At 54.0% G+C, this 20,728-nt stretch carries 24 protein-coding genes and 1 tRNA gene; all 25 read left to right on the top strand.

What is annotated here, in order from left to right:
• Positions 1-14 precede the first annotated feature (14 nt).
• Positions 15-848, top strand: coding sequence for a hypothetical protein (locus KJ869_04390; GenBank protein MBU1576429.1), 834 nt, complete (start codon positions 15-17; stop codon positions 846-848).
• 104 nt (positions 849-952) lie between these two features.
• On the top strand, positions 953-2,110 hold the full coding sequence (locus KJ869_04385) for a hypothetical protein (protein MBU1576428.1): 1,158 nt from the start codon (positions 953-955) through the stop codon (positions 2,108-2,110).
• Between the two features lie 16 nt (positions 2,111-2,126).
• A complete protein-coding gene (locus tag KJ869_04380) occupies positions 2,127-3,056 on the top strand; it encodes a hypothetical protein (GenBank protein ID MBU1576427.1) in 930 nt (309 codons plus the stop codon).
• A gap of 270 nt (positions 3,057-3,326) precedes the next feature.
• The gene (locus KJ869_04375) at positions 3,327-4,112 is read left to right on the top strand and encodes a FecR domain-containing protein (protein MBU1576426.1); all 786 of its coding nucleotides are present in this window, start codon (positions 3,327-3,329) and stop codon (positions 4,110-4,112) included.
• A 25-nt stretch (positions 4,113-4,137) separates the two neighbouring features.
• A complete protein-coding gene (locus KJ869_04370) occupies positions 4,138-5,481 on the top strand; it encodes a hypothetical protein (protein ID MBU1576425.1) in 1,344 nt (447 codons plus the stop codon).
• A gap of 120 nt (positions 5,482-5,601) precedes the next feature.
• On the top strand, positions 5,602-6,819 hold the full coding sequence (locus KJ869_04365; protein MBU1576424.1) for a DUF512 domain-containing protein: 1,218 nt from the start codon (positions 5,602-5,604) through the stop codon (positions 6,817-6,819).
• A 9-nt stretch (positions 6,820-6,828) separates the two neighbouring features.
• Positions 6,829-7,710, top strand: a complete 882-nt coding sequence (locus tag KJ869_04360) for a phosphatase PAP2 family protein (GenBank protein ID MBU1576423.1) — start codon at positions 6,829-6,831, stop codon at positions 7,708-7,710.
• A 7-nt stretch (positions 7,711-7,717) separates the two neighbouring features.
• Entirely contained in the window at positions 7,718-8,482 is a 765-nt protein-coding gene (locus KJ869_04355; GenBank protein MBU1576422.1) for a YdcF family protein, read from the top strand.
• Positions 8,483-8,488: 6 nt separating this feature from the next.
• Positions 8,489-9,133 carry a small multi-drug export protein gene (locus KJ869_04350; protein ID MBU1576421.1) on the top strand — a complete coding sequence of 215 codons (645 nt, stop codon included), beginning with the start codon at positions 8,489-8,491 and terminating at the stop codon, positions 9,131-9,133.
• Entirely contained in the window at positions 9,126-10,511 is a 1,386-nt protein-coding gene (gene der / locus KJ869_04345; protein ID MBU1576420.1) for a ribosome biogenesis GTPase Der, read from the top strand. Before KJ869_04350 ends, der begins: the two co-directional genes overlap by 8 nt.
• Positions 10,512-10,549: 38 nt before the next feature.
• Positions 10,550-11,197 (top strand): glycerol-3-phosphate 1-O-acyltransferase PlsY, encoded by a 648-nt coding sequence (gene plsY, locus KJ869_04340; protein MBU1576419.1) that lies wholly within the window; start codon positions 10,550-10,552, stop codon positions 11,195-11,197.
• Positions 11,194-12,210, top strand: coding sequence for an NAD(P)-dependent glycerol-3-phosphate dehydrogenase (locus tag KJ869_04335; GenBank protein ID MBU1576418.1), 1,017 nt, complete (start codon positions 11,194-11,196; stop codon positions 12,208-12,210). The genes plsY and KJ869_04335 overlap by 4 nt, the downstream gene beginning before the upstream one ends.
• Entirely contained in the window at positions 12,204-12,929 is a 726-nt protein-coding gene (gene pgeF / locus KJ869_04330; protein ID MBU1576417.1) for a peptidoglycan editing factor PgeF, read from the top strand. The genes KJ869_04335 and pgeF overlap by 7 nt, the downstream gene beginning before the upstream one ends.
• Positions 12,922-13,317, top strand: a complete 396-nt coding sequence (locus KJ869_04325; GenBank protein ID MBU1576416.1) for a MerR family transcriptional regulator — start codon at positions 12,922-12,924, stop codon at positions 13,315-13,317. The genes pgeF and KJ869_04325 overlap by 8 nt, the downstream gene beginning before the upstream one ends.
• Positions 13,318-13,374: 57 nt before the next feature.
• Positions 13,375-13,452: transfer RNA gene (locus KJ869_04320), tRNA-Pro, on the top strand.
• 180 nt (positions 13,453-13,632) lie between these two features.
• Entirely contained in the window at positions 13,633-14,733 is a 1,101-nt protein-coding gene (locus KJ869_04315; protein MBU1576415.1) for an aminopeptidase, read from the top strand.
• Between the two features lie 94 nt (positions 14,734-14,827).
• The gene (locus tag KJ869_04310) at positions 14,828-15,490 is read left to right on the top strand and encodes a glycosyltransferase family 2 protein (GenBank protein MBU1576414.1); all 663 of its coding nucleotides are present in this window, start codon (positions 14,828-14,830) and stop codon (positions 15,488-15,490) included.
• 100 nt (positions 15,491-15,590) lie between these two features.
• A complete protein-coding gene (surE, locus tag KJ869_04305; protein ID MBU1576413.1) occupies positions 15,591-16,349 on the top strand; it encodes a 5'/3'-nucleotidase SurE in 759 nt (252 codons plus the stop codon).
• 108 nt (positions 16,350-16,457) lie between these two features.
• The gene (locus KJ869_04300; protein MBU1576412.1) at positions 16,458-17,108 is read left to right on the top strand and encodes a protein-L-isoaspartate(D-aspartate) O-methyltransferase; all 651 of its coding nucleotides are present in this window, start codon (positions 16,458-16,460) and stop codon (positions 17,106-17,108) included.
• Positions 17,098-17,562, top strand: coding sequence for a TIGR00725 family protein (locus KJ869_04295; GenBank protein MBU1576411.1), 465 nt, complete (start codon positions 17,098-17,100; stop codon positions 17,560-17,562). The genes KJ869_04300 and KJ869_04295 overlap by 11 nt, the downstream gene beginning before the upstream one ends.
• Before the next feature lie 37 nt (positions 17,563-17,599).
• Positions 17,600-18,373, top strand: coding sequence for a hypothetical protein (locus tag KJ869_04290; protein MBU1576410.1), 774 nt, complete (start codon positions 17,600-17,602; stop codon positions 18,371-18,373).
• 76 nt (positions 18,374-18,449) lie between these two features.
• Positions 18,450-18,725: an acylphosphatase gene (locus KJ869_04285; GenBank protein ID MBU1576409.1), complete on the top strand. Its 276-nt coding sequence runs from the start codon at positions 18,450-18,452 to the stop codon at positions 18,723-18,725.
• Between the two features lie 473 nt (positions 18,726-19,198).
• Positions 19,199-19,726, top strand: coding sequence for an adenine phosphoribosyltransferase (locus KJ869_04280; protein ID MBU1576408.1), 528 nt, complete (start codon positions 19,199-19,201; stop codon positions 19,724-19,726).
• A complete protein-coding gene (locus KJ869_04275; protein MBU1576407.1) occupies positions 19,727-20,125 on the top strand; it encodes a hypothetical protein in 399 nt (132 codons plus the stop codon).
• 85 nt (positions 20,126-20,210) lie between these two features.
• A partial coding sequence (locus KJ869_04270) for a biopolymer transporter Tol (GenBank protein MBU1576406.1) occupies positions 20,211-20,728 on the top strand: 518 nt, incomplete at its 3' end.

Below are 20,728 nucleotides of genomic sequence, written 5' to 3'. Positions count from 1 at the left end.
AAAAGGAGACCGAAATGTTCAAAAAGGCAACCATCATCGCAATAGCTCTTATAGCCCTGGCCGGGCTGTCCCCGGCCCAGGTAGAACAGCAGGTGCAGGGCGCCGGTATGGTAGACTGGACCACCCAGGCCGTCCAAGCCACCGGCATTGGAGGCATCAATCCCAAACTGCCGCCTTCGGTCCAGCGCAAGAACGCCCTGCGGGCCGCCCAGTTAGACGCCATGCGCAACATGATGGAGACCCTCAACGGCGTGCTGCTGACCTCAGAGACCACGGTGGAGAACGCCATGATGGTCTCCGACATCATCAAGACCAAAGTGGAGGGCATCGTCAGAAACTTCCGCTTTACCTCCAAACCCCGCTACATGTCCGACGGCTCGGTGGAGATCGACATGGAGATGCTGCTCTACGGCAAGGTGGGCGACGCCCTGTATCCCGAGCAGATGGGCGGGAAAACCCCCACTTACGCCAACCTGCCGTCCGATTTCAATTCCCAGGAGCCCGAGACCTACACCGGGCTGATCATCGACGCCTCCGGGACCGATGCCGTTCCGGCCATGGTTCCCAATGTGCTGGATGAGGCCGGCGAGGGCATCTACGGCCAGGAGTTCGTCCCCCGCGAGGCGGCTGTCAAGAACGGCGTGGCCATCTATGCCAAGAGCGTGGAGGAAGCCCGCCGCAATGTGGAGAGGGTGGGCACCAACCCGCTGATCATCATGGCCATCCGTTCCTCGGGCCTTAACAAGGCCGACCTGGTGATCTCCGACGGCGACGTGGAGAAGGCAGCCCTGATCGCCGACAACACCGACATCTATGACAACTGCAAGGTGATCATCGTAGTCAAATAATTTTCCGGATAACCAAATTATTATGGGGAGAAGGCAAAAGGGAACCAAACCTGCTTCTCCCCGTAATTTATGTCAGACTTAAATCCATTGGGAGGTTTTATTGCATGATGAGGAAGCTATTATTATTCATGGTTGCTGTTGCTATGGTCTTCTCCCTGTCATATGCCCAGGATGAACTGAGGGAGATCACCACCGACGGCACGGCATCAGTATTAAATAACGACAAGGCCATGGCCCGCGATGTGGCCATTCAGGATGCCCTGCGCAATGCGGTGGAACAGGTCACCGGCGCGGTGATCAGCTCCAGCACGGTGGTGGAGAACGCCATGGTGGTGGAGGACAACATCTACGCCAAGGCCAAGGGCTATGTCAAGGCCTACTCGGTGCTCAGCGAGGGCGAGGCCGACAACGGGATGACCTATAACGTCAAGGTCAAGGCCCAGGTCCGGGCCGGGGCCATCAAAGAGGACATCGGCGACATCCTGAGGGGGGCCGGCAATCCCCGGTTGATGGTGCTGATCACCGAGCAGAATATCGGACAGACCCAATACAGCGGACTGGATGTCAATCTGAACGTAGCTGAGAACGCCATCATGGAGAACATGCGCAACAAGGGCTTCGAGTTCGTGGACCAGGAGACCATGGAACGCAACATGCGCAAGGATAAGGCAATGGCGGCCCTGCAGGGCGATAATACGGCGGCGGCCTTTATCGGCGATAGAGCCGGAGCCGAGGTGATCATCGTGGGCAAGTCCTTTGCCAAGGAGGCCTCCGGGGTCAGCGATATGCTGGGCGGCATGAAGTCCATGCAGGCCACCGTTTCGGTGAAGGCCCTCAACACCGATGACGGCCGGGTGCTGGTCTCCAAGAGCCAGAGCGACAAGACCATTCATATCGACGAAGTGGCCGGCGGCACCAAGGCCATCGAGATGGCCGCCAACAAGGTGGCCGATTACCTGGCCGACGAGATCGTCAAGAAATTCACCCGGGGCTCCAACACCGTCACCCTCAACGTTACCGGGATCACCGATTACCAGATGTACACCGACCTGGTCAACATCCTGAAGTACGAGATCCGGGGCATCAAGGGCGTGTCCGAGCGGGAGATGGCCGGCAGCACCGGGCTGATAGAGGTGGATACCAAGTTCAACAGCGGCCAGCTGGCCTCGGAACTGCTGTACAAGACATTCCCCAATTTCAGGGTCAGGATAATCAGCCGCACCGCCAACAAGATCAACCTGAAATTAGTGGTCAGAAAATAACAAGGGAGGAATATAGATGAAAAGAATCGTAGCTATTTTTACTTTCATTGCCCTGGCCTGTACGCTGGTCTCAAGCGTTGCCATGGCGGGGAAATCCGGCGGCCTTAAAAAGAGGGTAGCGGTGGTGGATTTCGAGAACAAGACCGGGCACGGCGGCTGGCACATAGGCTCCGGGATGGCCGACATGCTGACCACCGCCTTGGTGAAATCCGGCAAATTCATGGTCATCGAGCGCCAGCAACTGGAGCAGGTGATGAAGGAACAGAAATTGGGCCTGAGCGGTGCGGTCACCCCCCAGAGTGCGGCCCAGGTCGGCAAGCTTCTGGGGGTGGAGCTGATAGTGCTGGGCAGCGTCAATGAATTCGGACAGAAGGAATCCTCTGTTGGCGGGTCGGTAGGGAGCAAGGTCTCCAAGGGGATGTTCGGCCTGAATAAAGTGGGGGTGGAGACCAAGACCGCCCGGGTGGGGATGGATATCCGGCTGGTCAACACCACCACCGGCGAGATCGTGGCGGCCGACGGCATTGCCGAGGAGGAGAGCAAAAAAGGCCTGGATGTGGGCACCGATGATTTTGCTTTTTCCAACGACTCCCGTTTCGACCAGACCCTATCAGGCAAGGCCACCCGCAAGGCGGTCAATAAGGTGGTGGAGATGATCACCAAGGCCATGGACAAGCTTCCCTGGAGCGGCAAGATACTCAAGGTCAATGCCGACAAGACCGTCATGCTGAAGCCCGGGGCAGAGGGCGGGGTGAAGGCCGGAGATGTTTTCAATGTATTCTCGCAGGGCGAGGAGATCATCGACCCCGATACCGGGCTTTCCTTGGGCAGCGAAGAGAAGCAGATCGGCACCATCGAGGTGGTGGATGCCAAGGACAAGTATGCTACGGCAAAAGTTATTTCCGGTTCCGGGTTTAAAATGGGCGATCTGGTCAGGGAGAAATAAATTTCCCCGATATAGTAGTATTAACTAGAGCGATTAATTGTAGTCATTGGAATCCAGTCACCGCGAAGACGCTAAGGGCGCGAAGTTTATTCCCCCCGTAACTTAAAACCATGAAGACTCTGGTGCGGAATGATATTCTTGGCAATATTTTACGAGTTCCTTAGCGTTTCCTTCGGCAAGCTCAAGGCAAGCTTTGCGCCTTAGCGGTAAAAAAAGACCACCCTTAACGGCTCTCCTTAATATTAAGGCTTTATTTTTTAGGAGGATATTATGAAACATATCAAAAACAGTTCCAACGGGGTTATCTGGCTTTTCCTGATCACCGCCCTGGTGGTAATGGGCATGGTGTCAGGGCAGCTGATAGCCAAGACCTCGTCCGTCGCCAAGATCACCTTCTATACCGGCCAGGTTGAGGTACAGAAGCCCAGGAAAAATGCCTGGAGCAAGGCCCTGTTCAACCAATCCCTGCTCTCCGGGCAGAAGGTGAAGACCCAGGACGATTCCCGGGCCGAGATCGGGTTCGCCGACGGCAGCATCATCCGGATAGACGGCAACTCCAAGCTGGACATCATTGACGCCAAAAAGGAGAAGAACGGAGCCCAGACGGCCACCGCCAAGGTCTGGAGCGGCAAGGTGTGGGCCAATGTCAACAAGATGAGCAAGAAGACCAAGTTCCAGCTGGAATCGCCCACCGCGGTGGCGGCGGTCCGCGGCACGGTCTACCGGATGGCCGTCTCCGACGACCAGACCACCAAGATCGCGGTCTACAGCGGCGAGGTGGCGGTGGACAACAAGCCCATAGTCAAGTTCATGGAGCAGAAGAAGGCCAAGGCCGGCGGAAAGCAGGGCGAGATAGAAGGGCCGTCCCAGATCTCCGGGCCCAGCGAGGTAACCATGGAGCAGTGGGTGCAGATCGTCAAGGCCCAGATGGAGATCACCATCCACCCCGACGGGACCTATGATATCGTCAATTTCAATCCCATCATGGACAGCCAGGACGACTGGGTCCGGTGGAACCAGGAGCGTGACAAGAAGCTGGGGATAAACCGGGAGTAATCTTTATTAATTATTTGGGAATTTTATGATGAACAGACTAAAATTATTTTTACCGACAGCTATAGCGGCGTTGATCCTGATTTCCTGCGGGCCGTCCATGGTCAGGTTCAAGCGTCTGGAGAGGGCCAACCTGCAGATACCCGCGGTCACCCGGCTGGCGGTGGTGGACTTTGACGACCCCACCCATCGCAGTCTGGGCCCGGCGGTGGGCAATGTGCTGGTGTCACAGCTTAACACCCAGGGATTTTACCAGATCATGGAGCGGGGCAAGATCCAGTCGGTGATGAAGGAGCATGCCTTCAACATGACCGGCGCGGTGGACCCTGGCACCATCAAGGAGCTGGGCGCCATCCTGGGGGTGGACGCCATCATCACCGGCGAGATCATCTCCTACAACGTGGAGACCAACCGCCGCACCGAGATGGTGAAGAAGAAGACCGGTACCGGGCGCTACGAAGAGGTGGAGAAGACCAACCCCTTCACCAAGAAGAAATACAAGGTAAAAGAAGAGATCATGAAGACCGTGCTGGTGCCGGAGGAGCGCACCAGCAAAAGCGGAACGGTCTCCATCAACTACCGGATGGTGGACATCGCCTCCGGCAAGGTGGCGGTCAGCAAGACCCAGAGCTCCAGCTCCCAGCGCAGCTACAAGGACAACATCCCGGGGGACGAGCAGATATTAAGCGGGCTGTTGAATGCGGTAACCGAGTCCTTTGTCAAGGATATCTCTCCCCATTACATTCTGGTGGCCAAAAGGCTGATCAAATCCAAGGCCGATCCCAAACAGATGGGCGCCGCCTACGCCAAGCAGGGCGAGTGGAAGCGGGCAGCCGAGATATGGGAAAGATTATCGATCGGCAACCAGAAGGACCCGGCCTTGTGGCACAATCTGGGAGTGGCCTATGAGGCCATGGGCGAGGTGGAGAAGGCCGAGCTGACCTACAATAAGGCCCAGGTCATCGAACCCGGCAATCGGCTGTATATCGAGGATGTGGCCCAGCTGCGGAATGCCTTCCGCGGCACCCTGCCCTCGGAGAACCAGCAGGTGGCCGTGAATAACGCCAACGGCGCCAGGTCCGTTTCATCCGGTGACGGGAAGATCGTGCGGTTGGAGACCAGCGGGGAGGTCTATGTAGACATCGGCTCCAAGTCCGGGCTTAAGGTGGGCGATAGGCTGCTGGTATTCGGCGAGAGGGAGATCCGCAACCCGGATACCGGGGAGATACTTGATGTGGAGCCGGTCGACAAGGCCGAATTATCCGTGACCAAGGTGATGTTAAACTCGGCGCTTTGCCGGATAACTAAGCAACTGACCGGCAATAAGTTGGCGCTGAAAGATAAAGTCAAGATCATGAAATCCGATAAATAAACGAAAACTTTAATCTACTATCTATCGTATGGGGAGATGAAAATCTCCCCATTATTATGTTTTATGAAAATTACATCCGTACGCAATAAAGGTTTGGGGTACATAGCAGGCCTCCGGCCGATGTTTGAGCTGCTTTCCGTAAACGGCCATAAGGTAAGCGACAATATCGACCTCCGTTTTCACCAGAGCGATGACCTGCTGGATGTCGTCTATAAAGATAGGGCGGGCAAAATGCATCGCTTGCTGATCGAAAAGGACTATGACGATCCGCTGGGCGTCGTTCTGGAGGAGCCGAAGTTTCATTCCTGCGGGAACAAATGCATTTTTTGTTTTGTGGACCAGATGCCCCGGGGCATGCGCCAGGCCCTATATTTCAAGGATGAGGATTACCGTTTGTCTTTTCTCTACGGCAATTACATCACCCTGAGCAATATAGGCCGTTCCGACCTGGAGAGGATAAAACAACAGCGATTGAGCCCCTTGTACATTTCGGTCCATGCTACAGAGGCCGGACTGAGACAGAGGCTGCTGGGGAGCCGGCGGGATGATGATATTTTAAAGATCATGAAGGACCTGATTGCCGGGGGAATTGAACTGCATACTCAGATCGTGTTGTGCCCGGGCATCAATGACGGGCGGCATTTGAAAAAAAGTCTGTCCGATCTGTTGAAACTATATCCCGGAGTAAAAAGCATTGCGGTGGTTCCGGTGGGGCTGACCAAGCACCGGCAGAAGCTCTATCCGCTCAGAGCCATAACCAAGAAATATTCCCAACAACTTATTGAAGAATATAAGAGATTGCAACGGCAGTTAAGACAAAGGTTTAAAAAAACAATCCTTTACTTTGCTGACGAGTTCTATCTTAATGCCGGACTTGACTTTCCGGCTTCATTTTGGTATGATGATTATCCCCAGTTGGACAATGGGGTGGGGATGGTCCGGGACTTTTGGAATTGCTTCCGTGCCCTGTCCTCCGATCTCCCTCCAAAGCTGAAACGGGGAAAAACTATTCTTTTGATATCCGGGATCTCGGGAGCCAAGGTGTTAAGGCCGGTAGTTGCCAGACTAAATAGGATCCAGGGCCTGAAATGCGAGACCTTGTTGGTCGAAAATGGTCTGTTTGGCGATACGGTAACCGTCAGCGGACTGCTATCCGGCGGGGATATTCTTTCATCCCTGAAAACCGGGAAAAAGGATCCCGACCTGATCGTCCTTCCGGAGAACCTGTTGAATCGCGAGGGAAAATTCATCGATGACCTGAGCCTGGGGGAATTCAAAAGAAGGCTCAAACCGGTTAAGGTAGTGGTCGGTCTGGAGGGGTTGATCAAAAAACTCTGAATTTAGTCTATGATCACGCTGGGGTATAAAACATTCCGGCCGGTGGATTGGCTGATCGTGGGGTTCCACCTGCTGATGACCCTGTTGACACTGATATTCAGGGACAACATCGGCGATTGGCAGATCGCTTTCTGGAAGTATTTTTTTTCCACCGCAGCCATGATATTGCTGAGAGTGATCAACAATCGTTTGGACCGGCCCTGGCTTAATTTTGTCTCGGAATGGTATCCCATACTGTCATTGCCTTGGGTTTACAGCGGCACCAAGTATTTCGTCCACGCCCTGTTTCCCTGGACCATCGACGGCCTGCTGCACCGGGCAGATATGGCCCTGCTGGGGGGCGATCCGACGTTGTTCCTCCGGAGTTTGGGAAGCCCCTGGTTCACCGACCTGATGCAGGCTTCCTACTGCCTGTTCTTCGCGCTGATATTCCTCAGCTGTCTGATCCTCTATCTGAAAAAGGGAAGATGGCAGTTCGAGAATCTGCAGATGATCATCATCACCGCATTGTACGGCACGTATATCCTGTTCATTCTGCTGCCGGCCCATAGCCCGAGGTTCATCTATTATCATGACCTTCCCCTGAACGGAGGTTGGATCACCGACCAGGTCGGGTTCTTTATAGCTAAAGCGGCCCATAGGGGAGGAGCTTTTCCATCGGGCCATGCCGCCGCCTCGGTGGCAATCTGCGTTTTCATGTGGCGCTACGCCCGGGCCTGGTCCTCGCTGTTCCTGGCGGTGACTATTCTGCTGTTGTTATCCACCGTTTACGGCGGATACCATTATGTGGTTGACCTGCTGGCGGGGTTCGCCTACGGAGGGATCTCCTGTTTCCTGGCGATCCTCTGGAACCGCCACTGGCGTATGAGCCTCAAAAGAAATCTCAAATGAAGGCTTGATGTTCATAATAAAAAAAATAATCAGCGGCATCATCATGCCGCTGCCGGTGGTGATGCTGCTTCTGGCTGCAGGTATCCTGCTTATATGGCCGCTAAAAAAGAAGAAGGCTGGCTGGATCGTTACCGCTGCTTCCTTCCTGATTATGCTGCTACTGGGGTATGGAATTATCGGCGATATGATGTTGAGTGACCTGGAGAACAGATATCCTGCACCGGCCGATATCGAAACCCACACCAGCGTCAAATGGGTGGTGGTGCTGGGCGGAGGGATGAACAGCGATCCCCGGCTGCCCATCACCTCGCAATTGAGCAACGGCTCGGCGGTGCGGACCGTGGAGGGTATCAGGATCTACCGGTGTTTGCCAGGCGCCAAGCTGCTGTTCTCAGGCGGTCCGGTCTTCAACCCGGTCCCGGAGGGCCAGGGCATGGCGCAACTGGCCCTGGCCCTGGGGGTGCCGCGGGATGAAATGATGACAGAGATATTATCCCGCGATACCGAGGAGCAGGCCAGGCTGATCAAACACCTGGTGGGGACCGACAGCGTTTTTCTGGTCACCTCGGCGGTTCATATGCCGAGATCCATGGCGTTGTTCAAAAATGCCGAAATCCCCTGCATTGCGGCGCCAACCGACTTCTTAAATAAAAAAGAATTGCAGTTCAACCCCGGCCGCTTGTTCCCCAATTCCACCGGCTTTCGCAAAGCCGAGGCCGGCTGGCATGAATACCTGGGAATGCTTTATAGCCGGCTCAAGGGAAGGATCTAATATCTGATGGCACAAAACAGACTATTCAGGCATTTATTAGTTACCACGGCAATCATTGTATCCGGCTATTCTGCCTGCTGGGCCGGCAAAGAATCCTTGATCCAGCAGATCAATTCCTGGGGACTGCCGGCTTGGCTGGTGACCATGATCATTGCCATGCTGCCGATCTTTGAACTGCGGGGGGCCATTCCGGTGGCATATCAGCTGCTGGGCATTCCGATCATTCCGGCGGTAATTTTATCGGTGTTCGGCAATCTGATTCCGGTGATCCCGATACTGCTTTTCCTGGGGCCGGTGTCCAGCTGGCTGAGAAAAGTTCCCCTGTTCGACAGGTTCTTTGGATGGTTGTTTTCCCGCACCAGGAGCCGGAGCGATCTGGTTAAAAAATACGAAATGGTGGGGCTGATGCTTTTCGTTGCCGTGCCACTGCCTGTCACCGGAGCCTGGACCGGGGCGGTGGCGGCCTTTCTGTTCGGAATAAAATTCTGGCCATCGCTGCTTTTCATAAGCCTGGGGGTATTGATAGCCGCTGCCATTGTAACTGCTCTGGTGCTGATGGGCATCTGGGGCGCAATTATTGCCGGCACGGTCCTCTCGGCATTGGCCGTCTCGGCCGCCTGGGGATCTTTTAGAAAGAGGAAACATGCCTAACCCAACCGTGGCCATTATCGGACGCCCCAACGTGGGCAAATCCACCCTGTTCAACCGGATCCTCAAGCGCAAGCTGGCTATCGTGGACGACCGGCCCGGCGTCACCCGGGACCGCAACTATGCCCTGGCGGACTGGAACGGCCGGGATTTCTATCTGATCGATACCGGCGGGCTGGTGCCCAACACCGAAGACCGGATGGAGAAGTCCATCAAGCGCCAGGTGGAGATAGCCCTGGAGGAGGCCGATGTGCTGCTGATGGTGGTGGATCGCCAGACCGGGATCACCGATATCGATTACCATGTGGCCAAGCTGATCCGCAAAGTCAATAAGCCGTATCTGCTGCTGGTCAACAAGGTTGATGAGCCGAAGCAGGAGGGCGATTCCTACGAGTTCATGAAGCTGGGCCTGGGGGAGCCGTTTTTGATCGCGGCCGGGCCGGGCCGGGCCATCGGCGACATGCTGGACAAGGTGGTGGAGATGCTGCCCAGAAATAGAATTGAGCCCCTGGACCCGTCCACCATCAAAGTGGCGGTGCTGGGAAAACCCAACGTGGGCAAATCTTCCCTGATCAACGCCATCACCGGGGAGGAGAGGGTGATAGTGGATTCGGTGCCCGGCACCACCCGGGATTCGGTGGACACGGTCTTCGAATGGCGCAATCAGAAATATCTGCTGATCGACACCGCCGGGCTGAGGAGGAAAAGCAAGGTCAAGGACTCCATAGAATTCTATACCACCCTCAGGACCGAGAGAAGCCTGGAGCGGGCCGATGTGGGGGTGCTGGTGCTGGACAGCTCCGAAGGGCTGTCCCATTTGGACCTTACCCTGGCCTCGATGCTGGAACGCTCCAACAAGGCGCTGATGGTGGTAATAAATAAATGGGATCTCCAGAAGGACCCCAACAAGGCCAATTATCTGGGCTGGCTTAAGGAGCAGATGCCTTTTCTGAATTTTGCCGAGTTCATCTTCACCTCGGCCACCGAGGAGCAGGGGATGCCCCAGCTGCTGCAGACCGTGATTTCGTCCTTCTGCCTGTGGCGCAAGAATATCGAGCCGGAGGCCCTGGCCCGGGCCTTCGACCGGGCGGTGGAGAAGAACCGGCCGCCCAGCATCAAGGGAAAGAGGATCGACCTGTACTCCATAACCCAGACCGGCGTGGCCCCGCCCCGCTTCCTGATCAAGGCCTCCGAGCCGGAGTTGGTGGCGCCCAACTACCAGAAATACCTCCACCGGCAGCTTCATGATGGTCTGGGATTAAAAGGGACGCCCATTCGGTTGATGTTCAAGCGTTCCAAGCCGCCGGCCGACTGGAGTGAACGAAACTATGTAGATTACGGCGGCCGGCCGAGGTATCATTCCTCCAAGGGGGAAGACTGATCTAATATGACAACCGCAAGATGAAGGTTGATGACCAAATGCTGATAAAAATATGCTATATCGTATCTGCCTACCTGGCCGGGGGCGTTCCTTTCGGTTTCATTGCCGGGAAGATCAAGGGCCTTGACATCCGGGAGCACGGCAGCCGGAACGTAGGGGCCACCAATGTCTTCCGGGTGATGGGTAAGGGGCCGGGATTGACGGTGTATCTTCTGGATACCCTCAAGGGTTTTCTGCCGGTCCTGATATCAAAGATGGTCTGGCCCAGCACTAGTATTCCCGACCAATGGTTCTATATCGCAGTGGGGCTGGCGGCCATCCTGGGGCACGTGTTCACCCCCTACCTCAGATTCAAGGGCGGCAAAGGGGTGGCCACCGCCTCCGGAGTCCTTTTGGCCCTGGAACCAGCGGCAACCTTGATCGCTTTGGGGTCGTTCGCCATAGTCTTTTTGGCCTTCGGGTATGTTTCATTGGGATCAATAATTGCCTCCCTGATCTTTCCCCTGTCGGCTGCGGTGAACAGAATAGTGCAGGACCAAACGCCGCTGGTTCCCATCGTGGCTCTGGGGTGGTTGGTCACGATATTGATAATGCTGACCCATAAAAAAAATATCATCCGGCTGCTAAACGGGACGGAAAATAAGTTTCGTTTCAAAAAAGATAAATCGCCATCGGACAATAAATGACGGAACAGAACAAAAAGAAAGTCACCGTTCTGGGAGCCGGCAACTGGGGCACCACCCTGGCGGTGATGCTGGCCGAAAAAGGATATGCGGTCGGTCTCTGGGAGTTCCGGGCCGATGCGGCCAGGAAGATCCAGCAGGAGCGGGAGAACAAAGAATTTCTCCCGGGCATAAATCTTCCTGATGGCATTAATGTTGAATCGGGTTTAAAAGGCTGCCTGGCCGGCAGCCGAACAGTCATATGGGCTGTTCCCTCCAAAGTTTTGCGCTCCGTCTGCCGGAACCTCTTGCCTCTCCTAGGGGAGGACCGGTTGCTGGTAAGCGCCATCAAGGGGATAGAGGTGTCCAGTCTGATGCGCTGTTCCCAGGTGCTGGAACAGGAGCTGGGGCAAAAAGCTTCCCGGCTGGCGGTGCTGTCCGGGCCGAACATTGCGCCCGAGATCGCCCGGCATGTTCCCAGCACCACGGTGGTGGCTGCTAAATTCCCGGAGGATGCCAAGGAAGTACAGGAGATGCTGAGGTTGCCTTATTTTCGGGTATATACCGGGGATGACATCATCGGGCTGGAGTTGGGCGGTTCCCTGAAAAACATCATCGCCATTGCCGGCGGGATCATAGACGGGCTGGCCCTGGGGGCCAACACCAAGGGGGCTTTGTTGACCCGCGGCCTGGCTGAGATCACTAGGCTGGGGGTGGCTTTGGGGGCCAGGCCGGATACCTTTGCCGGGCTGTCCGGCATGGGGGACCTGATCACCACCTGCTTCAGCCAGCAGAGCCGCAACCGCTCGGTGGGCCAGCAGATCGGACAGGGCCGCAAACTGGGCGATATCCTTAAGCATATGTCAATGGTGGCCGAGGGGGTGGAGACCACCAAGGCAGCCCACCTGCTGGCTCAAAAGCATGGCATCGAGATGCCCATCACCCAGCAGATGTATCGGGTGCTGTTCGAGGATAAGGATCCAGACGAGGCCTTAAAAGACCTGATGGGGCGGGATGCCAAGGCGGAGCTATGGTAAAATACTGGCAGGTTACCCAAAGGTTCGGCTGCGACGTGCTGGAATTAAATTTCCTCAACGAATTCGGAATCAAACACGGCCTGGTGATCAAAACCCAGGGGCGGGACATAGACGAAGCCGGGGTCTACCGTTCCCTGTCGGCCCGGCACAAAACGGTGGTCACCAGCCAGGTCCACGGCTGCGATATCCGCCGGGTGGATTCCATGTTCGACAAATTCTATCCCCACCGGGTCGAGGCCGACGGCCTGATGACCGACCGCAACGACGTGGTGCTGACCATTCATACCGCCGACTGCCTGCCGGTATATCTGGCATCTTCGGACAGGCGCTGTCTGGCCCTGGTGCACGCCGGATGGAAGGGCACGGCCGATAAATTTGCCGCCAAAGCGGTTGATGTCTTCTGCAGCGAGTACGGGCTAAGCCCCAAGGAACTGGTGGCCGCCATCGGCCCCGGCATCGAAGCCGATTGCTACCAGGTCGGCTCCGAAGTGGCGGAGAGGTTCCAGCCGGAACATGCCAGAGCCGACGCCAACGGCAAATGGCTGTTGGACCTGCGAAATGCCAACCGCGACCAGCTGCTGACGGCCGGGATGAAGCCCTGCAACATCTATGTCAGCGATTTTTGCACCAAATGCCATTCCGGGATGTTCCATTCCTACCGTCGCGAGGGAAAGCTAAAAGGTAAGATGATCGCCTTTATGGAGGCCCCAGATGATTGAGCCAGCAGCCAAAAAAAGCAAAGAAAAACCAAAAACCTCAAAGCGCTTGCCGGGCACCAAGGTTTACCACAACATCCGGGAGGTGGGCGAGATGACCTCTTTGAAGCCCTACGTCCTGAGGTTTTGGGAAACCGAATTCCCCCAGCTACGGCCCCGCTTAAGCCGGGGAGGACGGCGGCAGTACCAACTGGACGACATCAAAATGGTGCTGATGATAAAAAAGCTGCTTTACGAGGACGGTTTTACCATTGCCGGAGCCCGGGGCCGGCTGTCCGAGATCAGGGAGCAGGACCCCGATCAGATGGAGATTCCTTTCAACCAATTCAAAGAGAGATCCGAACTGGGGCAGATAATTAATGAATTGAAGGGACTGTTAAAATTGTTATAATCGGTGGTCATTTTCTGCTTGCTTTGGGATGATATATTTCGTATAATTAACCGTTGTCGGGGTGTAGCGCAGTCCGGTTAGCGCACTTGACTGGGGGTCAAGGGGCCGGTGGTTCGAATCCACTCACCCCGACCATTTTTATCAGTGGCAAGGATCTTTAGCAAGGTCGTTGCCATTTTTTACAACCCATATCCATATGCCTCAGCGAAACAGATCCCTGTCGGGCCGGGCAATTCTGGGCTATGGAATTGGGGGGGGGGGAACGAGGGGATTTAAAACAACGGAAATTAAAATTTTAAATTGTAAGGACACGATATGGATCCGAGAGTGAAAAAGCACGCCGAGGTGCTGATGAAGTATTCGCTGGCCCTGAAGAAAGGCGACAAACTGATAATTCAGGGCGAGTATTTCACCATGCCGCTGATAAAGGAATGCTTTCGCCTGGCATTGGAGCTGGGAGCCCATCCCCAGGTAAAGATATTAAATTCCGAGCTATCAGAGATCATGATGAAGCAGGGCAGCGACCAGCAACTGACGTTCATCCATGAAAGCGACAAGGTCTCCATAAAGACCGCCGACGCTCTGCTGACCTTGATGGGCAGCGTCAACACCAGGATGATGAGCAACGTGGATCCCGATCGGCTCAAGGTCGCCAGCCAGGGCAACGCCGAAATATTCAAGATATTTTTCGATCGGATGGCCAAGAACGAGCTGCGGTGGTGCGGGACCCTGTTTCCGGGCCAGTCCAATGCCCAGGAGGCCAGCATGTCCTTGTCCGAATATGAGGACTTTGTCTACAAATCATGCTACCTCAACCTGGACGACCCGGTGGCCAAGTGGCGGGAGATCGAGCGGGAACAGAAGATTATCTGTGATTTTCTGAATTCAAAAAAGGAACTGCAGATAATATCCCAGGACACCGACCTTAAGATGTCCATTGCCGGGCGCAAGTGGGTCAACTGCTGCGGGCAGGTCAATTTTCCGGACGGCGAGGTGTTCACCGGGCCGGTGGAGGATTCGGTCAACGGGCATATCCGGTTCAGCTTTCCGGGCATCTATTCCGGCCGGGAGGTGGAGAACATCCAATTGACCTTTAAGGATGGCAAGGTGATCAAGGCCACGGCCGACAAGGGGGAGGATCTGCTGAACAAGCTGCTGGATACCGATGCCGGCGCCCGCTTGGTGGGAGAGATCGCGGTGGGCACCAATTACAACATCACCAAATTCACCAGGAACATGCTGTTCGACGAGAAGATCGGCGGCACGGTCCACCTGGCCATCGGGCGCTCCATCCCGGAATCGCTGGGAGTGAACCAGTCGGCCATTCACTGGGACATGCTGTGCGACATGAAGCAGGGCGGCAAGATAGTAGCCGACGGGAAAGTCATCTACCAGGACGGAAAATTCACAATTTGAAGCCAGCAATTTATTAAAAGCACATCTTTTTGATGTGCTTTTTTCTTTGAAATACAATAGACAAAATGGCTGGAATAAGTTATAATAAAATGTTATGAAAGTAGCTGTAATAATACCGGCTTACAACGCAGGAGACACCCTGGAAAATCTTCTGGCCGAGGCCACTAGGTATGTGAATATAAATGATGTCATGGTGGTCAATGACGGCTCGTATGACGCTACTGCTTTAGTTATGGGAAAATTTCCGGTTAGAAGCCTGGCTCATATCGCCAACTGCGGAAAGGGCAGGGCATTGCGGACCGGGTTTGAACAGGCTCTGTCTTTGGGCTACGATGCGGTGATAACCCTGGATGCCGACGGCCAGCACCCGCCGGAGTATATTCCGCAATTGATCCAAAATGCCCAAAAAGGATTTGACATAGTCATCGGCTCCCGGCGCCGGCAGTTCGGACGGATGTCTTTTGCCCGTTTCTTGAGCAATAATATCACCACGGTAGTGGTGTCCCTGTTGGCCGGACGGAAGATAGAGGACAGCCAGTGCGGTTACCGGCTGATCCGTCGGGAGGTGTTGGAAGCAGTCGATCTTAAAACTGACGGCTACCAGATGGAATCCGAACTGCTGATCAAGGCCGGGCGGAGGGGCTTCTCGATCGGACATATACCGATCGATATCAGGAGCTCAGGCACCAGCCATATAAGGCATCTGAGCGATACAGTAAAATTCATGAACATGGCCTTGAGAGCACTTTGGTTATGATATGGATTCCCGCCGGAGTTTACACTGAATGTAATGAAGTGCAGGAATGACAATCAGTGATAGTAGAATAAAAATTTTAATAATACAAAAAATTCAGTCGATGAAGAAAAAACCATTGATCCTAATCACCAACGATGACGGCATAGACGCCCTGGGCATCAAGGCCCTGCGCTGCAGTTTGAAAAAGATAGCCCGGACTGTGGTGTTCGCCCCCATGTCCGAGAAGAGCGGGGCCAGCCATTCGTTTTCACTGCGCAAACCGCTGGAGGTGGTGTGGCGCAACAAAACCACTGTGGCGGTGGACGGCACCCCCACCGACTGTGTGATGCTGGCCATCCGCGGACTGCTGAAGGAGAGGCCCGACCTAGTGGTATCCGGCATCAACCACGGACCCAACCTGGGCGACGATGTTACCTATTCCGGCACGGTGGCCGGGGCCACCGAGGGAACCCTGCTGGGCATCCCGTCCATCGCCGTGTCCTGCACCTCCTGGAATGGCTGCAATTTCAAGGCGGCCGCTTATTATGCCCGCCTGGTGGCGGCCACCGCCCTTAAGAAGGGCCTGCCAAAAAACACCCTGCTCAACGTCAATGTGCCCAGCCTGCCGATCGCCAAGATCAAAGGGGTCAAGATCACCAAGCTGGGAAAGCGGATCTACCGCGATGTGATCGTGGAACAGAAGCATCCCGATGGCCGGCAGTATTTCATGATCGACGGAGCCGATCCCGACTGGGAGCGCCAGCCCAAGACCGATTTCGAGGCCATCGAGCAGAACTACGTCTCCATTACCCCGTTCCATTTGGACTGGACCAATCACCGGGCGCTGACTATCCTGAAAAAATGGGAGAGATTGTTTTAGCGTTGATGAATTGGATTCCCGTTCCCCGCCTTCGCGAAGACAAGTTTCACGGGAATGACACTGTAGCTTTGGTTAGAAGAAAATATAACAAGATTTTACGGATAACAGATGAATTACGAGCTCTCCCGAAAAGAAATGACGGACCAGCAGATAATCCGCCGGGGGGTGAACGATCCCAGGGTGATCGCCGCCATGCAGAAAGTTCCCCGGCACCTGTTCGTCCAGGAGGCCCTCCAGTACCGGGCCTATGATGACAACCCGCTTCCCATCGGGGAGGCCCAGACCATCTCCCAGCCGTACATCGTGGCCCTGATGAGCCAGAACCTGAATATAAAGGGCGGAGAAAAGGTGCTGGAGATAGGGACCGGCTCCGGCTATCAGGCGGCGGTGCTGGCCGAGATGGGAGCCAAGGTCTTCACCATTGAGCGGGTGGAGAAGCTGGCCCGCAGCGCCAAGAAATTGCTGGACGATCTTAAATATCACGACATCGCGGTAAAATACGGCGATGGCACCATCGGCTGGGCCGAGCATGCGCCGTACGACCGGATCATCGTTACCGCCGGGGCTCCGGAGGTTCCCAAGGCTTACTGGGATCAGCTGGCCGAGGGCGGCCGGATAGCCATTCCGGTGGGCGACATCCATGTGCAGTCGCTGGTGCTGGTGGATAAAATCGAGGGCAAGCAGGTCAAGAGCGAGGTCTGCGGCTGTGTGTTCGTGCCGCTGATCGGGAAATACGGGTGGCAGAACAATGGACAGTAAGATCAGAATAGGGGTGATCGGGGCCTCGTCATGTTCGGCAAAATTGGCCCAGGCGGCCTACACGGTCGGCAAGCTGATCGCCGAGAGCGGCGCCATCTTGATATGCGGCGGGATGGGCGGAGTGATGGAAGCGGCCTGCCACGGGGCCATTGAGGCCGGCGGGATGACGGTGGGGATATTGCCCGGCTCCTCGGCCAGGGATGGCAATGAGTTTTTGACCGTTCCGGTGGTGACAGGGTTGGGCTACGCCCGGAATTCCATCGTGGTGCAGTCTTCTCAGGTGTTGATTGCCATCGGCGGGAAATACGGGACTCTGTCGGAGCTGGCCTACGCCGCAGGGTTCGGGATACCGGTGGTCGGGCTTTCCACCTGGAAGATCCGGGCGCCGATAAAGCATGTGAGGACTCCGGAGGAAGCGGTAAGGATGGCGTTGAAGCTGGTAGTTAAACAATAACTGATGTTTTTTATAAAATAATAAATCTGAGGGATTTATGAAACATTTGAAAATATTATTTGTTCCAGTTTTTATTTTTGTCGCAATAAGTTATTCATATGCTGGGATAAGAGATATTGAAAAAAAGATGGAACAGAATAAAATATCAACCATATTTTATCCGACAATAACTGAATTATCAAAAACCTATTTTTTGAATGGGATCCCATTTTCAGTTACAAATAGAGATAGCTCATACATTGTATTGGCACTTGAGCAAGATAAAATAGCCGGTTATAATTATATGCGGCTTTGGTTGCTTTATCAAAATAAAATTGATAATCCATATTTATATGAACCTTTAAAATCATTGAGATTAGTGATTGATTCTAAAAAAGATATATATAATATAAGCCCAACATCACCAACGGAAATATTGTCTCGAATTGATAGTGAAAAGCTTGGCAAACAAATATTACAGGTTATTGGGGGTGCTCTGCAAACAGTATCAGCGGGAATGTCACCGGAAGCTACCATAACAGACCCATCCGGTGGAGTCTATAAAATTGATGATAAAAATGCAAGCGGTAATATTATCAATAGAACTGTGGTTAATATGCAAAGCACATCATATATGTATGAAGCTTACAAAAACAGTGTTAATAATATAATCTTGCGGAGGAATACGGTATTTAAAGATAAAAATATAATGGGGTATGTTTATTTCAATATTCCTAATATTAAACCAAAGAATGTAAATAAAATAAATTTATACCTTACGACACAAGATGGCATACAAATGATTGAATTCACGCCCCAAGATGGTGAATAATATAATTGTTTTCAAAATGCTTGATTACTGAAATATTACTCGATTCAATTTATTATACGTCTACAGAATCAAGTAAATGAATAAAAAAATAAAAGCCCATATCTCCGGAATGGTGCAGGGTGTGGGGTTCAGGTATTACGTATGGCAACAGGCCCGGCATCTGGGGCTGGCCGGGTATGTCCGCAACCTGCCGGATGGCTCGGTGGAGGCCGAGGCCGAAGGCGCAGAGGATAAATTAAATCAGTTCATAGAGGCCCTCAAGGCCGGCCCGTCCGGTGTGGTGGTGGAGGAGGTCAAGGTGGAGTGGAAGGAATACAGCGGGAAATACCGGGAGTTTAGTATAACGCGATAAAATCCCTCTCTAAATTTATTTGGAGAGGGGCAGGGGTGAGGTCAACCCCTGGATTCCCGCCTTCGCGGGAATGACAAAGGTCATCCCCTCCTTGCACTTCGACAGGCTCAGTGCAGGCTCAAGGAGGGGAAAGAGGAGAGGTCTAAAATCCCAAGACACCCCACTGTTTCTTCCCTTATTAGGGGAGCTGCGGGTCGGGCAGGAAAAAACTAAAAACCCTTTGTGTCTTGGTGGTTAAGGTGTCCTGGATTCCCGCCTTCGCGGGAATGACATACTATCTTTTGTGGATTGCTTCATTAGAAAAGCACCGCAGTTTTTTCGCAATGACTAATAAAAATCCCTCTCCAAATTTATTTGGAGAGGGCAGGGTGAGGTCAACCCCTGGATTCCTGCTTTCGCAGGAATGACAAAACACTTTGTGTCCTTTGTGGTAAATTAAAAAAAAGAATTATAAAACTCATCAGGAGCAGAACATGGCAGTCAACCTGGAAAAATTCATCAGAGAAGTGCCGGACTTTCCCAAGAAAGGCATCGGCTTCAAGGATATCACCACTTTGCTGAAAGATGCCGAAGGCTTCAAGCTGGCGGTGGATCAGCTGTCAGAGCAATTAAAAGATGTCAAAATAGACGCCATTGCTGTCATAGAATCCCGGGGCTTTCCCTTCGGCTCGGCTTTGGCCTACAAGCTGGGCACCGGCCTGCTGCTGGTCCGCAAGCCCGGCAAACTGCCGGCCCCGACCATCCGCCAGGAATATGCCCTGGAATACGGCACCGACGCCCTGGAGATCCACCAGGACGCCATCAAGCCCGGTCAAAATGTCCTGATAGTGGACGATCTTTTAGCCACCGGCGGAACAGCCATGGCCGTGGCCCAATTGGTGGAGAAGCTCCAGGGAAAGGTGTCCGCCATCGCCTTCGTGGTGGAGCTGGATTTCCTTAAAGGGCGGGAGAAGCTGAAGGAATATAATATCATTTCCCTGGTGCATTATCAAAGCGAGTAATTGAAAAATAAGATCACATACATTTTCCTGCTGACGGCCTTTTTGCTGCTGATAGGTCTGGGGCAGGCCCGGGCCCAGCAGGCCTCGCCGGCCGATAGCGCCTCCGGGTATTTCCAGGAATATTTTTCCCGGCTGATGGAGGAGTGGCGTATCAACCAGATCCAGGAACTGGCCAAGCAGTGGGGCATCACCGTGATGGGGCCGAAGGGCATCAAGATGAACCGCAGCTTCTGGGAGGAGCGGCTGAGCATGGTGATGTGGCTGCCTAGCAGCAGCCGGGGACAGAGCCTGATCCTGGAATACCAGTTAAAAAAACATTTTCTGGTCAGGGGGGAGATCGACCGGCATTCCCAGAGCGACAACGCCTGGATTGATTTTATCTTCCGGACAGAATATTGAACGGTTAAACTTCGGCGGCAAGAAGGATGTCAAATATCTCTATAAGCTGTTTATCAAATTTATTTTAGGTGTTAACATGAAACGAATGCTCGCTGTATTGCTCTTAGCCGCATTGACCATCCCGGCCATGGCCCAGGACGGCTATTTCGGCAAGAACAAGGTCAAATACAAGAATTTTCATTGGGAGAAGATCACCACCGAGAATTTTGAGATCTACTTCTACCAGGGCGGGCGGGAGCTGGCCCAGGTGGCGGCCCAGATGGCCGAGAATGCCGGGCGCAAGATATCCAAGGATATGGGGCACACCCTGTACAATAAGATACCCATCGTGTTGTACACCTCTCACAATGATTTCGCCCAGACCAACATCGCCCAGGACATCATAGACGAAGGGGTGGGCGGCTTCACCACTTTGCTCAAGAACCGGGTGGTGGTGCCCTACACCGGCTCCTATGCCGACCTGGACCATGTGATCACCCACGAGCTGGTCCATGCCTTCATGTTCGACCTGTTCTTCGGAAAATCCATGGAATCCATCTTATCCCAGCAGAGCCTGATGCAGCTGCCGCTGTGGTTCGTGGAGGGGATGGCCGAGTACGAATC

The sequence above is a fragment of the Candidatus Edwardsbacteria bacterium genome (assembly GCA_018821925.1).
In the GTDB taxonomy this organism is placed as follows: domain Bacteria; phylum Edwardsbacteria; class AC1; order AC1; family EtOH8; genus UBA2226.
Note: the sequence above shows the minus strand (reverse complement) of the source record. Positions and strands in the feature narration are given on the sequence as shown.